Here is a 14,397-nt window from a genome sequence, read left to right as displayed (position 1 = left end):
GCGCACCTCCTTAACAAGGCATTTCGTTCGAACATTATAATACTTCTGGAGCTAGAGATACGATCTTCATGAATTTAGCTTCACGAAGTTCACGAGCTACCGGTCCAAAGATACGGGTACCGCGTGGTCCTTTATCATCACGAACGATTACTGCTGCGTTTTCATCGAAACGAATGTAAGAACCATCTTTACGGCGCATACCGCTTTTAGAACGTACAATAACTGCTTTAACTACCTCACCTTTTTTAACAACGCCCCCTGGTGTTGCTTGTTTCACAGTTGCGGTGATAATGTCACCGATATTTGCTGTTTTACGACCAGATCCGCCCAAAACTTTAATCGTTTGGATTTCACGGGCACCAGAGTTGTCTGCAACTTTTAAACGAGACTCCTGTTGAATCATACCATGTAACCTCCCTTCGGATTAACTCCGAGCGAACTTTAATTAGATAATTACGGACTCTTCTACGACTTCTAGCAGGCGGAAACGTTTCGTTGCTGATAGCGGACGAGTTTCCATAATACGGACAACATCTCCAGTTTTAGCCTGGTTATTTTCGTCATGAGTCTTGAATTTTTTAGAATACTTTACGCGTTTGCCATAAAGTTTGTGGAATTTGTAAGTTTCAACTAAGACAGTGATGGTTTTATCCATTTTGTCAGATACGACACGGCCAGTGTAAACTTTACGATTGTTACGTTCAGTCATGTGAGGGTGACCTCCTCTCATCTATTAGTTATTTACGCCTAGCTCACGTTCGCGAGCAACAGTTTTCATGCGTGCAATAGACTTGCGAACTTCACGAATACGTGCAGTGTTCTCAAGTTGACCTGTTGCCAGCTGAAAGCGCAGGTTAAAAAGTTCTTCTTTTAGAGACTTAACTTTTTGTTCAATTTCGGCAGTGGTTAATTCGCGGATTTCATTAGCCTTCATTGATTTCACCACCAATTTCTTCACGTTTTACAAATTTAGTACGAATCGGAAGTTTGTGAGATGCAAGGCGAAGTGCTTCGCGTGCCACCTCTTCAGAAACTCCTGCGATTTCAAACATGATTTTTCCTGGTTTCACTACAGCTACGAAACCTTCTGGAGCACCTTTACCGGAACCCATACGAACTTCTAGGGGTTTAGCAGTATAAGGCTTGTCAGGGAAGATTTTGATCCAAACTTTACCGCCACGTTTCATATAACGAGTCATCGCAATACGCGATGCCTCGATTTGACGGGCTGTGATCCACGCTGGATCGATAGCTTGCAAACCATATTCTCCGAATGATACTTCAGTACCGCCTTTTGCACGGCCTTTTAAGCTAGTACGGTGCTGTTTACGATATTTAACACGTTTTGGCATTAACATAATGCTTTTCCCCCTTCCTTACTTGTCTGTTTTAGTTGGAAGGACTTCTCCACGGTAGATCCACACTTTTACACCAAGTTTTCCGTAAGTGGTGTCTGCTTCTGCAGTTCCATAATCGATGTCTGCACGAAGTGTGTGTAGTGGTACTGTTCCTTCACTGTAATATTCTGCACGAGCGATATCCGCGCCACCTAGACGACCAGATACTTGGGTACGAATACCTTTGGCTCCTGCACGCATAGCGCGTTGAAGTGTTTGTTTTTGAGCACGACGGAAAGAAACACGGTTTTCTAACTGACGAGCGATATTGTCAGCTACAAGTGTAGCATCCAAATCAGGCTTTTTAACTTCCACAATGTTAATGTGAACGCGTTTGCCGGTCAAGTCATTGAGAGCTTTACGAAGCGCTTCAACTTCAGAGCCGCCTTTACCGATAACCATACCTGGTTTCGCCGTGTGTACGGTGATGTTTACGCGGTTAGCTGCACGTTCAATTTCAACAGTAGAAATAGCAGCGTCTTTTAGACGTTTTTCAACAAATTCACGAATCTTAATATCTTCATGTAACAAGTCTGCGTAGTCTTTGCCAGCGTACCATTTGGATTCCCAATCACGGATGACGCCGATACGAAGACCTACTGGATTAATTTTTTGACCCACTGATTATCCCTCCTTTTTTTCTGATACGACCACTGTGATGTGGCTGGTACGTTTATTAATTTGGCTTGCACGTCCCATTGCACGTGGGCGGAAACGTTTAAGAGTTACACCTTCATTAACAAACGCTTCGGAAACATATAAATTCTCCGGATCCATTTCATAATTGTGTTCTGCATTTGCAATCGCAGAGTTAAGAAGTTTCTCAACTACTGGAGATGCGCCGCGCTGTTTTAAATTCAATGTCGCGAGCGCTTCACCTACCTCTTTCCCCCGAATCAGATCGATAACTAATCGGGCTTTGCGAGGAGCGATGCGAACGGTTTTAGCAACTGCTTTAGCTTGCATTAGAGTGCCTCCTCTCTACTTAGCGTTTTGTTTTCTTGTCATCGCCAGAGTGTCCCTTGAACGTACGGGTTGGCGCGAATTCACCTAGCTTATGTCCGACCATATCTTCTGTCACATAAACTGGTACGTGTTTACGTCCGTCATAAACGGCAATTGTGTGTCCGACAAAGTTAGGGAAGATGGTAGAACGACGAGACCATGTCTTCACCACTTGGTGTTTACTGTCTTCGTTCAACTTCTCAACTTTTTTCATCAAATGATCATCTACAAAAGGTCCCTTTTTCAGGCTGCGGCCCATGAATAAACCTCCCTTCGCAATTGAAAGACGGGTATTATCGCCCGCCCGACAATTCCGTTATTTTTTACCTCTTCTACGAACGATATATTTATCAGACTGCTTGTTGCGTTTTCTTGTCTTGTAACCAAGAGTTGGTTTACCCCATGGAGTAACAGGAGAAGGCATACCGATTGGCGCACGGCCTTCACCACCACCGTGTGGGTGATCACTAGGGTTCATAACAGAACCACGTACGGTTGGGCGCTTGCCTTGCCAGCGGGAACGTCCAGCTTTACCAACACTGATTAATTCGTGCTCAAGGTTACCAACTTGACCGATTGTTGCACGGCAAGTGCTTAGTACGAGGCGAACTTCACCAGAAGTTAAGCGAACAAGAGTGTATTTTTCTTCACGACCTAGAATTTGAGCAGATGCGCCTGCAGAACGTACAAGCTGCCCTCCGCGTCCAGGCTTAAGTTCTACGTTGTGAATGATTGTACCTACAGGAATATCCTTCAATGCAAGAGAGTTACCTGGTTTGATATCTGCACCTACACCAGAAATGATTTCCGTGCCAACCTTCACTCCTTTTGGAGCTAGGATATAACGCTTTTCTCCATCAACGTAGTTGATTAGCGCAATGTTAGCGGAGCGGTTCGGATCGTATTCAATCGTAGCAACGCGTCCAGGTATTCCATCTTTATCACGTTTAAAGTCGATGATACGGTATTGACGCTTGTGACCTCCGCCTTGATGACGAACTGTCAGCTTACCTTGGTTATTACGTCCACCACGTTTGTGAAGTGGAGTAACAAGGGAGCGTTCAGGTTTGTCAGTGGTAATTTCAGCGAAATCAGATACTGACATGTGTCTGCGACCATTTGTAATTGGTCGGAACTTTTTAATCGCCATCTTTTTTCCCTCCTTTTTAATTAAGATTTATAGTTTATACTTCAAAGAATTCTAATTCTTCGCTGTCTTCAGTCAAAGTAACTACTGCTTTCTTACGATCAGAACGATAGCCGCCATAGCGACCCATACGTTTAAATTTACCTTTAAGGTTCATCGTGTTAACTGAATCAACACTTACATTAAAGATTTCTTCAACTGCTTTTTTAATTTCAGTTTTGTTAGCGGCTGGGCTAACTTCAAACGTATATTTCTTTTCTCCCATAAGGTCAGCAGATTGCTCAGTTATGACAGGGCGCTTAATGATATCACGTGGTTCTTTCATTATGAGAGCACCTCCCCTGCTTTTTCGGCTGCTTCCTTCGTTAGGATCAGCTTATCATGCGTTAGTAAGTCTAACACACTTACTTCTTCTACAGATGAACTTTTCACTGTAGGAATATTGTTAGAAGAAAGAGTAACATTTTCATCTTTCTCTGCTGTGACAATCAATGCCTTTTCGTTTACATCGAGAGCTTTAAGAAGGCTTACTACTTCTTTAGTTTTCGGAGCGTCTAGAGATAGACTCTCAAGAACGATAATGTTCTCTTCTTTTACTTTAGAAGAATAAGCAGACTGTAGAGCTAAGCGACGTACTTTTTTAGGCATTGTGTAGCTGTAACTGCGTGGTGACGGACCAAATACAGCTCCACCGCCAACCCATTGCGGGGCACGGATGGATCCTTGACGTGCACGGCCAGTACCTTTTTGGCGCCATGGCTTACGTCCACCGCCGCTCACTTCAGAACGCCCTTTAACTTTGTGTGTGCCTTGGCGAAGATTCGCGCGCTGCATCAACACAGTTTCGTGTAATACGTGAGTATTAGGTTCGATCCCAAATACGGCATCATTCAATTCGACATCTCCAACATTAGAGCCGCTTTGGTTTAATAGTGCTACTTTAGGCATGACATATCCTCCCTTCCGTTAATTATTTGCTAGCCTTGATTGCACTTGAGACTTTAACGTACGATTTTTTCGCACCTGGTACATTACCTTTGATAAGCAGCAAGTTACGTTCAGCGTCAACTCTAACTACCTCAAGGTTTTGAAGAGTTACTGTTTCGCTACCCATTTGTCCTGGCAATTTTTTGCCTTTTAGTACGTGGTTTGGATCAATTGGACCCATTGTACCTGGACGACGGTGATAGCGGGAACCGTGAGTCATAGGACCAGTAGATTGGTTATGGCGCTTAATTGCACCCTGGAATCCTTTACCTTTTGAAGTTCCTGTAACATCAATCACATCACCAGCTTCGAAAATATCCACCTTAACCTCTTGACCAAGTTCGTAGTCATCAAGGTTTGCATTACGGAATTCACGAACGTAGCGCTTAGGTGTTGTGTTTGCTTTTTCAGCATGACCTTTAGCTGCTTTTTTCAAACGATTTGATTTTTCATCAGCAAAACCAAGTTGGATTGCTTCATAGCCGTCATTTCCTGTTGTTTTCTTTTGAAGAACAACGTTTGGCTCAGCTTGTACAACTGTTACTGGAATTAACTCACCGTCTTCAGAAAAGATTTGAGTCATGCCGACTTTGCGTCCTAAGATTCCTTTCGTCATCCGTTACACCTCCTATATAGTTCAGTTTTATTTATAATTTGATTTCGATATCCACACCAGATGGTAGATCCAAACGCATTAATGAATCAACGGTCTGTGGTGTTGGATTGACAATGTCGATAAGACGTTTGTGCGTGCGCATTTCAAACTGTTCACGAGCATCTTTGTACTTGTGTGTAGCACGAAGTACTGTATAGGTAGAACGTTCAGTTGGAAGCGGAATTGGACCAGATACATTAGCTCCAGAACGCTTCGCAGTGTCTACAATCTTCTCAGCAGATTGATCTAAAACCCTATGATCATACGCTTTTAAACGAATACGAATTTTCTCTTTTGCCATTATTTTCCCTCCTTCTTCGCCCATTTTTGAAATAGACATTCTCCGCGAAAAAACTTGACTCACTAGCCATGGCAAAGGGGCCGGGTGTGTCAACAACCTTTCGCTTCATCGCCTTTTATGACCAACATTACTCATTATATAGAAGAAATTCGGTCAATGCAAGGATAAATCCATAATTTTTATATATGAACACCTAAATCATTATACTAACCTTTCAGATCAAATTCAAGGGTTTCTATATTTTTAGGTGCTTCCTATTAAACAAACTGAATTTTTTGCGATGAAGATTATATTTCGCTCCAAAATTTCCACCTTCCATTACAACAAAAGAAAACTCTTATTTCAACCATTTTCCCACAAAAAATGAGCAGCAGCTTTTCAGCTACTGCTCACTCATTTAATTAGCAATTATTTAGTGATTTCACTAACAACGCCAGAACCTACTGTACGTCCACCTTCACGAATTGAGAAACGAGTTCCGTCTTCAATCGCGATTGGGGAGATAAGTTCAACAGTCATTTCAACGTTATCGCCAGGCATAACCATTTCTACACCTTCTGGAAGTTGAATGACACCAGTTACGTCCGTAGTACGGAAGTAGAACTGTGGGCGGTAGTTTGAGAAGAATGGAGTATGACGTCCACCTTCGTCTTTAGCTAGTACGTAAACTTCAGCTTTGAAGTTTGTGTGTGGTGTGATAGAACCAGGTTTAGCTAGAACTTGACCGCGGTTGATGTCTTCACGGTTAACACCACGTAGTAGTGCACCGATGTTGTCGCCTGCTTCAGCATAGTCTAGAAGCTTACGGAACATTTCAACACCAGTAACGGTAGTCTTGCGAGCTGTTTCAGCCATACCGATGATTTCAACTTCGTCACCGACTTTAACTTGTCCACGCTCAACACGGCCTGTTGCAACAGTACCACGACCAGTGATGGAGAATACGTCCTCAACTGGCATCATGAATGGTTTGTCAGTGTCACGATCTGGAGTTGGGATGTGCTCATCAACAGCATCCATAAGGTCATAGATTGCTTGCTCGTACTGCTCTTCGCCTTCAAGTGCTTTAAGAGCTGAACCGCTGATTACTGGAGCTTCGTCACCATCAAAGTCATACTCAGAAAGTAGATCACGAACTTCCATTTCTACTAGTTCAAGAAGCTCTTCGTCGTCTACCATGTCAACTTTGTTAAGGAATACAACGATTGCTGGTACACCTACGTTTTTAGAAAGCAGGATGTGCTCACGAGTTTGTGGCATTGGACCGTCAGCTGCAGATACAACTAGGATCGCGCCGTCCATCTGAGCAGCACCAGTGATCATGTTTTTAACATAGTCAGCGTGACCTGGGCAGTCAACGTGTGCATAGTGGCGGTTTTCAGTTTCGTACTCAACGTGTGCAGTTGAGATTGTGATTCCACGTTCGCGCTCTTCAGGAGCACCGTCGATCATGTCATAAGCCATTGCAGATCCAGATCCAGAACGCTTGTGAAGTACTGTAGTGATTGCTGCAGTTAGTGTTGTTTTACCGTGGTCAACGTGTCCAATTGTACCAATGTTAACGTGGGACTTGGACCGGTCGAATTTTTCTTTACCCATAGTATATTTCCTCCTTTAATTAAGTAGCGATATATTTAAATTGAAATATTTATATGAAGCTCAGGAGCGAGCATGTAAACCGCGCTCCTAAGCTTACATTACAAGTTATACTTCAACTCGTCAAAAAAATCAATTACTCACCAGAATTTTTCTTGATGATTTCTTCTGAGATGCTCTTCGGCACTTCTTCATAGTGGTCAAAGTGCATCGTGTAAGTTCCGCGTCCTTGTGTGTTTGAGCGAAGCGCTGTCGCATAACCAAACATTTCGGATAGTGGTACAAATGCTTTAACAACCTGTGCGTTACCACGAGTTTCCATACCTTCTACACGTCCACGACGTGAAGTTACGTCACCCATGATATCGCCCATATATTCTTCCGGAATGACTACTTCAACTTTCATCATTGGTTCAAGAAGAACTGGTTTACATTTGTTTTTAGCTTCTTTAAGAGCCATTGATGCGGCAACCTTAAAGGCCATTTCATTGGAGTCAACATCGTGGTATGAGCCATCATATAGAGTGGCTTTGATGTCAACCATTGGGTAACCGGCTAATACTCCGTTCTCCAAGGATTCTTTGATTCCCTGTTCTACGGATGGGATGTATTCACGCGGTACTACACCACCAACGATTTTGTTTACGAATTCAAATCCAGCACCTTCATCGTTAGGTTCGAATTCAACCCATACGTGACCGAATTGTCCACGGCCACCGGACTGGCGTACGAATTTACCTTCAACTTGAGCGCTAGCACGGAATGTCTCACGGTAAGCAACCTGTGGAGCACCGATATTCGCTTCAACTTTAAACTCACGGCGGAGACGGTCCACGATAATGTCAAGGTGAAGCTCACCCATACCAGCAATAATCGTTTGTCCAGTTTCCACGTTCGTTTCAGTTTGGAAAGTCGGATCCTCTTCCGCAAGCTTACCAAGGGCGATTGCCATTTTATCTTGGTCAGCTTTGGATTTCGGTTCGATAGCTACAGAGATAACCGGCTCAGGGAATTCCATAGATTCAAGAATAACAAGACTCTTTTCATCACATAGAGTGTCGCCTGTACCCGTATCTTTAAGTCCAACAGCACCAGCGATATCACCGGCATAAACTGTTGAGATCTCTTCACGAGAGTTCGCGTGCATTTGTAGGATACGACCTACACGTTCACGCTTATCTTTCGTAGAGTTCTTCACGTAAGAACCAGCGTTAAGCTTACCAGAATATACGCGGAAGAATGTTAGTTTACCTACATAAGGGTCTGTTGCGACTTTAAAAGCCAGCGCAGAGAATGGAGCGTTGTCGTCAGCTTTACGAACAACAGGCTCATCTGTCTGCGGAACATGACCTTCAATTGGAGGTACATCTAGAGGAGATGGAAGGTAATCGATTACTCCATCAATCAATAGCTGAACACCTTTGTTTTTGAAAGCAGAACCACAGAAAACAGGATAGAAATCAACGCTTAGAGTAGCTGTACGAACGGCAGCTTTAAGCTGCTCATTCGAGATTTCTTCCCCTTCAAGGTATTGCATCATCAAGTCTTCATCAAGTTCCGCTACAGCTTCAAGAAGTTTTGTGCGGTACTCTTCAGCTTGCTCTTTGTATTCATCTGGAATTGGGCGTGATTCTGCACGAGTACCCAAGTCATCCATGTAATAGTAAGCTTCCATAGTAATCAAGTCGATGATTCCTTCGAATTCATCTTCTGCGCCTATTGGAAGTTGTACGGCAGCCGCATTAGCTCCAAGGCGCTCTTGCAGAGTACCAAGGGAGTAGATGAAATCTGCCCCTACTTTATCCATCTTGTTTACGAACACAATACGGGGTACACCGTAAGTTGTCGCTTGACGCCATACTGTTTCCGTCTGTGGTTCAACACCAGACTGAGCATCCAATACGGCTACAGAACCATCAAGTACACGCAGGGAACGTTCAACCTCAACTGTGAAGTCTACGTGTCCTGGTGTGTCAATGATGTTAATACGATGATCTCTCCATTGAGCAGTGGTTGCTGCGGAAGTAATGGTAATTCCGCGCTCCTGTTCCTGCTCCATCCAGTCCATTTGGGAAGCTCCTTCGTGAGTTTCACCAATCTTGTGGATACGTCCTGTGTAGAAAAGAATACGCTCGGTGGCTGTTGTTTTACCAGCATCAATGTGAGCCATTACACCGATATTACGTGTTCTTTCCAAGGAGAACTCTCTAGGCATGATTCTTTCTCCTTTCCAATTGTAAAGTTATTTGTTTGATGATTACCAACGATAGTGAGCGAATGCTTTGTTAGCTTCCGCCATCTTGTGCATTTCTTCACGGCGCTTAACTGCTGCACCTGTGTTATTACCTGCATCTAGAATTTCGTTAGCAAGACGCTCTTCCATTGTTTTCTCTCCGCGAAGACGCGCATAGTTAACAATGAAACGCAATCCTAGTGCCTGACGACGTTCAGGGCGAACTTCTACAGGTACTTGGTAGTTGGAACCACCAACACGACGAGCGCGTACTTCCAATACAGGCATTACGTTTTTCATAGCCTGATCGAAGATTTCCATAGCGTCATTGCCGCTGCGCTCTTGAACTAATTCGAAAGATTTATAAAGAATCTTTTGTGCCTTCCCGCGTTGACCGTCAACCATTATCTGGTTGATCAAACGAGTGACAAGCTTAGAGTTGTACATCGGATCTGGTAACACATCACGTTTAGCTACTGGACCTTTACGTGGCATATGTTCCCCTCCCTTCCATATTTTTAATAGTTAATCGATATCAATTATTTTTTAGGTTTCTTCGTACCGTATTTAGAACGACCTTGTCTGCGGCCTTCAACACTTGCTGTGTCTAGGGCACCACGTACAACGTGGTAACGAACACCTGGCAAGTCTTTAACCTTACCACCGCGGATAAGAACAACACTGTGCTCTTGCAGGTTGTGGCCGATACCAGGGATATAGGCGTTAACCTCTAGCTGGTTGGTCAAACGAACACGTGCATATTTACGCAATGCGGAGTTCGGTTTTTTAGGTGTCATCGTACCGACACGTGTGCAAACACCACGTTTTTGTGGAGATGACTGATCCGTCATACGTTTTTTATAGCTGTTAAAGCCTTTGTTCAAGGCTGGAGCGTTTGTTTGTTTAGTTTTGCTTTCGCGTCCTTTACGTACCAATTGATTAATAGTTGGCATATTTGTATCCTCCCTTCTTAACATTACTTAATACCACACATCCAGGTGGTTCATAAAAAGGCAAAAAACAAAGCTTTCGCGATTTACCGCCAAAACTTTATTGCTTTATCGCCACTGTAGCAGCTCCGACATCAATACCACATGCATTTCCCAGTTCCTTCATGGAAGAAACACGAGTATGCGGAATTTGTAATTCCCTGGCTAGCCGTACTACTTTCATTGTCATCGTCTGATCAGCATCGTCAGCCGTTATGACTTCAATCACTTCGCCATTTTTCATGGCTTTAAGTGTTTGTTTGGTTCCAATCACTATTTCTGATTTAGCCTGTGCTACTTTTTCATAAGACATCTTTCATATCCTCCAAAGTAACAAGGATAAACGGAAGCACCTTGATTATATTATCACTACCCAAAATGCATGTCAACTGCATTTTGGGTAGTTTTTTTGTGCTTCCATTAATTTTACCCTTTGTTAACATCTATCTACTCTTTTTAAGAATGAGTGACTTCTTCTGGCTGGGCCTGTTGTTCAGGTGCCCCTTCAGACTGAGCCTGAATCTTACGGTAGCGTGTCATACCAGTACCAGCTGGTACAAGCTTACCGATAATAACGTTCTCTTTCAATCCTAGAAGTTCATCTCTCTTACCTTTAATCGCTGCATCAGTCAGGACACGAGTTGTTTCCTGGAAGGATGCCGCAGACAGGAAGCTGTCTGTTTCAAGCGATGCTTTGGTAATACCAAGAATGACCGGACGACCCACTGCAGGCTGTCCGCCTTCCACAAGAGCTTTCTGGTTCGCTTCTTTAAATTGGTGGATCTCAAGAAGTGATCCAGGAAGTACATCGGTGTCTCCAGCATCAAGTACTCGCACTTTACGAAGCATCTGGCGGACCATTACTTCAACGTGCTTGTCAGAGATTTCAACACCTTGCATACGATAAACTTTCTGTACTTCTTTAAGAAGATATTGCTGAACTCCGTCAAGCCCCTGGATATTCAACAGTTCTTTTGGATCGATGGAACCTTCTGTAAGAGGACTTCCTGCGGACACAGCATCTCCTACAGTAACTTTCATACGAGCGCCATACGGAGCCGTATAAGAGCGGCTCTCTACAGCCCCTTGAACTACGATCTCTTGTTTTTCTTTCACTTCGTTAACTTCCTGTACGGTTCCGTCGATTTCTGTAATTACGGCTTGACCTTTAGGGTTACGTGCTTCCACAATCTCCTGGATACGTGGAAGACCTTGAGTGATGTCATCTCCGGCAACACCGCCAGTGTGGAAGGTACGCATTGTAAGCTGTGTACCAGGCTCACCGATAGATTGAGCGGCAATGATTCCCACTGCTTCGCCAACTTCGACTTCGTCACCTGTTGCCAGGTTACGGCCGTAGCACTTCTTACATACGCCGTGTTTAGTATTACAAGTGAAGGCAGAACGGATAACAATGCTTTCAATACCGGAGTCTACGATTTGTTTAGCACCATCTTCAGAAATAACTTCGTTACGACTCGCCAGTACTTCACCAGTTTCCGGGTGTTTAACTGTTTGGAATGCCGTACGGCCAATCAGACGATCAATTAGCGGTTCTATTACCTCTGAACCTTCCGTAATTGCACTTACTGGTAATCCACGGTCAGTACCACAATCATCTTCACGGACGATTACGTCTTGAGCTACATCGACAAGTCGACGAGTCAGGTAACCGGAGTCCGCTGTTTTCAGTGCTGTATCGGCAAGACCTTTACGAGCGCCGTGTGTGGAAATAAAGTACTCAAGTACTGTTAAGCCTTCACGGAAGCTTGATTTGATTGGAAGTTCAATGATACGTCCAGCCGGGTTGGCCATAAGACCACGCATACCAGCGAGCTGAGTAAAGTTGGACGCGTTACCACGTGCTCCTGAATCACTCATCATGAATATAGGGTTACGCGGGTTCAATGAACTCATCAAACGGTTTTGAATATCATCTTTAGCCCCGGACCAGATTTCAATTACTCGGTCATAGCGTTCTTCGTCGGTAATTAAACCACGGCGGAACTGTTTAAGAACTTTATCAACTTTGCCTTGAGCTTCTTCCAGAATTTCTTGTTTCTCTGGAAGTACTACTACGTCAGATACACCAACCGTAATACCTGCTTTAGTGGAATAAGCAAAGCCGAGATCTTTCATTCTGTCCAGCATCTTGGATGTTTCACTGATAGAGAAGCGTTTAAATACTTCCGCAATAATGTCACCCAGGATCCCTTTCTTGAATGGCGATACTTCTTCACGGTTCGATAGTTCTTGACGAATATCTGTACCTTTAGGAACAAAGTATTGATCCGGTGTTTTAACTTCAAGGTTCTCTTGAGTTGGCTCATTCATATACGGGAAGGAATTAGGCAGCATTTCATTAAAGATCAACTTACCAACTGTAGTAAGAAGCAGCTGCTGATTCTGCTCTTCAGTAAAAGTTTCATTTCCTAAAGAGCTTGCCTGAACGGCAACCCGTGTATGAAGGTGCGCATACCCATTCTGATAAGCCATTAACGCTTCATTAAGATCTTTGAAGAACATTCCTTCTCCAACAGCTCCTTCGCGTTCAAGCGTCAGGTAGTAGTTACCTAGCACCATATCCTGTGATGGTGTAACGACCGGCTTACCATCCTTAGGGTTAAGAATGTTTTGGGCAGCCAGCATTAGGATCCGGGCTTCTGCCTGGGCCTCGGAAGACAACGGCACGTGAACCGCCATTTGGTCACCGTCAAAGTCAGCATTATAAGCTGTACATACCAACGGGTGAAGACGAATGGCACGGCCTTCTACCAGGGTAGGTTCGAACGCCTGAATACCTAGGCGGTGAAGTGTTGGCGCACGGTTTAATAATACCGGGTGTTCTTTAATAACATCTTCAAGAACATCCCACACTTCATGGTGGACACGCTCAATTTTACGCTTAGCTGATTTAATGTTGTGCGCAAGTCCGCGGGAAACGAGCTCTTTCATAACGAAAGGCTTGAACAATTCAAGCGCCATTTCTTTTGGAAGTCCGCACTGATACATCTTCAAGGATGGACCTACAACGATAACTGAACGACCGGAATAGTCGACACGTTTACCGAGCAAGTTTTGACGGAAACGACCTTGCTTACCTTTCAGCATGTGAGAAAGGGATTTAAGCGGACGGTTACCCGGCCCAGTAACTGGACGTCCACGACGTCCGTTATCAATAAGAGCATCTACAGCTTCTTGAAGCATACGCTTCTCGTTCTGGACGATAATCGTCGGTGCCCCCAAATCTAACAGGCGTTTAAGACGGTTGTTACGGTTAATTACTCGACGATATAAGTCGTTCAAGTCAGAAGTTGCGAAACGTCCGCCGTCCAATTGAACCATCGGACGAAGCTCTGGTGGAATGACAGGCAGTACATCAAGAATCATCCATGAAGGATCGTTTCCTGAATGACGGAAAGATTCCAGTACTTCCAAACGCTTAATAGCACGAGTACGTCGCTGACCCTGAGCTGTTTTTAATTCCTCTTTCAGAGTTTCTACTTCTCCTTCAAGATCGATATCAAAAAGAAGCTTACGGATAGCTTCAGCACCCATCGCTGCCTGGAATCCCTGCCCGAATTTTTCACGGTATGAACGATATTCCTTTTCAGAAAGCAGCTGCTTTCTTTCAAGGGCTGTTTCGCCTGGGTCCGTTACGATATAAGCAGCAAAGTAAATGACTTCTTCCAAAGCACGCGGGGACATATCAAGTACAAGACCCATACGGCTTGGAATACCTTTAAAGTACCAAATGTGGGAGACTGGGGCAGCTAATTCCAAGTGCCCCATCCTCTCACGACGTACTTTGGCTTTTGTTACTTCTACCCCACAACGGTCACAAACAACACCTTTATAGCGGACACGCTTGTATTTACCACAGTGGCACTCCCAGTCTTTTTGCGGACCGAAGATTCTTTCGCAGAATAACCCGTCTTTTTCGGGTTTTAGCGTACGATAATTGATTGTTTCTGGCTTCTTGACCTCACCGTAAGACCAAGATCTGATTTTATCAGGTGAAGCCAAACCAATTTTCATATACTCAAAGTTGTTTACATCTAGCAAGGGGCCTACCTCCCTTTCAGTA

General features: G+C 44.0%; 17 protein-coding genes and 1 pseudogene. All 18 read right to left on the bottom strand.

The window, feature by feature from the left end:
• Nucleotides 1-34 precede the first annotated feature (34 nt).
• Nucleotides 35-403, bottom strand: a complete 369-nt coding sequence (rplN, locus tag ACTWP7_RS17935) for a 50S ribosomal protein L14 (RefSeq protein WP_014641430.1) — start codon at nt 401-403, stop codon at nt 35-37.
• A 42-nt stretch (nt 404-445) separates the two neighbouring features.
• Nucleotides 446-709 (bottom strand): 30S ribosomal protein S17, encoded by a 264-nt coding sequence (gene rpsQ / locus ACTWP7_RS17930; protein ID WP_014641429.1) that lies wholly within the window; start codon nt 707-709, stop codon nt 446-448.
• A 24-nt stretch (nt 710-733) separates the two neighbouring features.
• Nucleotides 734-934, bottom strand: coding sequence for a 50S ribosomal protein L29 (gene rpmC / locus ACTWP7_RS17925; protein WP_008636054.1), 201 nt, complete (start codon nt 932-934; stop codon nt 734-736).
• The gene (gene rplP, locus ACTWP7_RS17920; RefSeq protein ID WP_014641428.1) at nt 924-1,358 is read right to left on the bottom strand and encodes a 50S ribosomal protein L16; all 435 of its coding nucleotides are present in this window, start codon (nt 1,356-1,358) and stop codon (nt 924-926) included. The genes rpmC and rplP overlap by 11 nt, the downstream gene beginning before the upstream one ends.
• Nucleotides 1,352-2,018, bottom strand: a pseudogene (rpsC, locus tag ACTWP7_RS17915) (30S ribosomal protein S3). Before rpsC ends, rplP begins: the two are co-directional and overlap by 7 nt.
• Before the next feature lie 3 nt (nt 2,019-2,021).
• Nucleotides 2,022-2,363: a 50S ribosomal protein L22 gene (rplV, locus tag ACTWP7_RS17910; protein WP_014641426.1), complete on the bottom strand. Its 342-nt coding sequence runs from the start codon at nt 2,361-2,363 to the stop codon at nt 2,022-2,024.
• Between the two features lie 19 nt (nt 2,364-2,382).
• Entirely contained in the window at nt 2,383-2,661 is a 279-nt protein-coding gene (gene rpsS, locus ACTWP7_RS17905) for a 30S ribosomal protein S19 (RefSeq protein ID WP_014641425.1), read from the bottom strand.
• A gap of 57 nt (nt 2,662-2,718) precedes the next feature.
• A complete protein-coding gene (rplB, locus tag ACTWP7_RS17900; RefSeq protein ID WP_014641424.1) occupies nt 2,719-3,552 on the bottom strand; it encodes a 50S ribosomal protein L2 in 834 nt (277 codons plus the stop codon).
• 34 nt (nt 3,553-3,586) lie between these two features.
• Complete coding sequence (gene rplW / locus ACTWP7_RS17895; RefSeq protein ID WP_014641423.1) at nt 3,587-3,874, bottom strand: 50S ribosomal protein L23; 288 nt, start codon at nt 3,872-3,874, stop codon at nt 3,587-3,589.
• Nucleotides 3,874-4,497: a 50S ribosomal protein L4 gene (gene rplD / locus ACTWP7_RS17890; RefSeq protein WP_014641422.1), complete on the bottom strand. Its 624-nt coding sequence runs from the start codon at nt 4,495-4,497 to the stop codon at nt 3,874-3,876. Before rplD ends, rplW begins: the two co-directional genes overlap by 1 nt.
• Nucleotides 4,498-4,519: 22 nt before the next feature.
• Complete coding sequence (gene rplC / locus ACTWP7_RS17885) at nt 4,520-5,152, bottom strand: 50S ribosomal protein L3 (RefSeq protein WP_014641421.1); 633 nt, start codon at nt 5,150-5,152, stop codon at nt 4,520-4,522.
• A 31-nt stretch (nt 5,153-5,183) separates the two neighbouring features.
• Nucleotides 5,184-5,492 carry a 30S ribosomal protein S10 gene (rpsJ, locus tag ACTWP7_RS17880; protein WP_443124376.1) on the bottom strand — a complete coding sequence of 103 codons (309 nt, stop codon included), beginning with the start codon at nt 5,490-5,492 and terminating at the stop codon, nt 5,184-5,186.
• Nucleotides 5,493-5,900: 408 nt separating this feature from the next.
• Nucleotides 5,901-7,091, bottom strand: a complete 1,191-nt coding sequence (gene tuf / locus ACTWP7_RS17875; RefSeq protein ID WP_443124375.1) for an elongation factor Tu — start codon at nt 7,089-7,091, stop codon at nt 5,901-5,903.
• 133 nt (nt 7,092-7,224) lie between these two features.
• Entirely contained in the window at nt 7,225-9,303 is a 2,079-nt protein-coding gene (gene fusA, locus ACTWP7_RS17870; protein WP_443124374.1) for an elongation factor G, read from the bottom strand.
• A 42-nt stretch (nt 9,304-9,345) separates the two neighbouring features.
• Complete coding sequence (gene rpsG / locus ACTWP7_RS17865) at nt 9,346-9,816, bottom strand: 30S ribosomal protein S7 (RefSeq protein WP_014641417.1); 471 nt, start codon at nt 9,814-9,816, stop codon at nt 9,346-9,348.
• A 44-nt stretch (nt 9,817-9,860) separates the two neighbouring features.
• Nucleotides 9,861-10,274 (bottom strand): 30S ribosomal protein S12, encoded by a 414-nt coding sequence (gene rpsL / locus ACTWP7_RS17860; protein ID WP_014641416.1) that lies wholly within the window; start codon nt 10,272-10,274, stop codon nt 9,861-9,863.
• Between the two features lie 97 nt (nt 10,275-10,371).
• Nucleotides 10,372-10,623: a 50S ribosomal protein L7ae-like protein gene (locus ACTWP7_RS17855; protein ID WP_443124373.1), complete on the bottom strand. Its 252-nt coding sequence runs from the start codon at nt 10,621-10,623 to the stop codon at nt 10,372-10,374.
• A 143-nt stretch (nt 10,624-10,766) separates the two neighbouring features.
• Nucleotides 10,767-14,375: a DNA-directed RNA polymerase subunit beta' gene (gene rpoC, locus ACTWP7_RS17850; RefSeq protein WP_443124372.1), complete on the bottom strand. Its 3,609-nt coding sequence runs from the start codon at nt 14,373-14,375 to the stop codon at nt 10,767-10,769.
• Nucleotides 14,376-14,397: the final 22 nt, after the last annotated feature.

This window comes from Halobacillus sp. B29 (genome assembly GCF_052246755.1).
Taxonomy (GTDB): Bacteria; Bacillota; Bacilli; order Bacillales; family Halobacillaceae; genus Halobacillus; species Halobacillus halophilus.
This window is presented reverse-complemented; position numbering and strand designations above follow the sequence as displayed.

What these genes read in the sequence shown, in the direction of transcription:
- rplN (WP_014641430.1), bottom strand. Translation starts at nt 403, where the DNA reads ATGATTCAACAGGAGTCTCGTTTAAAAGTTGCAGACAACTCTGGTGCC.
- rpsQ (WP_014641429.1), bottom strand. Translation starts at nt 709, where the DNA reads ATGACTGAACGTAACAATCGTAAAGTTTACACTGGCCGTGTCGTATCT.
- rpmC (WP_008636054.1), bottom strand. Translation starts at nt 934, where the DNA reads ATGAAGGCTAATGAAATCCGCGAATTAACCACTGCCGAAATTGAACAA.
- rplP (WP_014641428.1), bottom strand. Translation starts at nt 1,358, where the DNA reads ATGTTAATGCCAAAACGTGTTAAATATCGTAAACAGCACCGTACTAGC.
- rplV (WP_014641426.1), bottom strand. Translation starts at nt 2,363, where the DNA reads ATGCAAGCTAAAGCAGTTGCTAAAACCGTTCGCATCGCTCCTCGCAAA.
- rpsS (WP_014641425.1), bottom strand. Translation starts at nt 2,661, where the DNA reads ATGGGCCGCAGCCTGAAAAAGGGACCTTTTGTAGATGATCATTTGATG.
- rplB (WP_014641424.1), bottom strand. Translation starts at nt 3,552, where the DNA reads ATGGCGATTAAAAAGTTCCGACCAATTACAAATGGTCGCAGACACATG.
- rplW (WP_014641423.1), bottom strand. Translation starts at nt 3,874, where the DNA reads ATGAAAGAACCACGTGATATCATTAAGCGCCCTGTCATAACTGAGCAA.
- rplD (WP_014641422.1), bottom strand. Translation starts at nt 4,497, where the DNA reads ATGCCTAAAGTAGCACTATTAAACCAAAGCGGCTCTAATGTTGGAGAT.
- rplC (WP_014641421.1), bottom strand. Translation starts at nt 5,152, where the DNA reads ATGACGAAAGGAATCTTAGGACGCAAAGTCGGCATGACTCAAATCTTT.
- rpsJ (WP_443124376.1), bottom strand. Translation starts at nt 5,492, where the DNA reads ATGGCAAAAGAGAAAATTCGTATTCGTTTAAAAGCGTATGATCATAGG.
- tuf (WP_443124375.1), bottom strand. Translation starts at nt 7,091, where the DNA reads ATGGGTAAAGAAAAATTCGACCGGTCCAAGTCCCACGTTAACATTGGT.
- fusA (WP_443124374.1), bottom strand. Translation starts at nt 9,303, where the DNA reads ATGCCTAGAGAGTTCTCCTTGGAAAGAACACGTAATATCGGTGTAATG.
- rpsG (WP_014641417.1), bottom strand. Translation starts at nt 9,816, where the DNA reads ATGCCACGTAAAGGTCCAGTAGCTAAACGTGATGTGTTACCAGATCCG.
- rpsL (WP_014641416.1), bottom strand. Translation starts at nt 10,274, where the DNA reads ATGCCAACTATTAATCAATTGGTACGTAAAGGACGCGAAAGCAAAACT.
- ACTWP7_RS17855 (WP_443124373.1), bottom strand. Translation starts at nt 10,623, where the DNA reads ATGTCTTATGAAAAAGTAGCACAGGCTAAATCAGAAATAGTGATTGGA.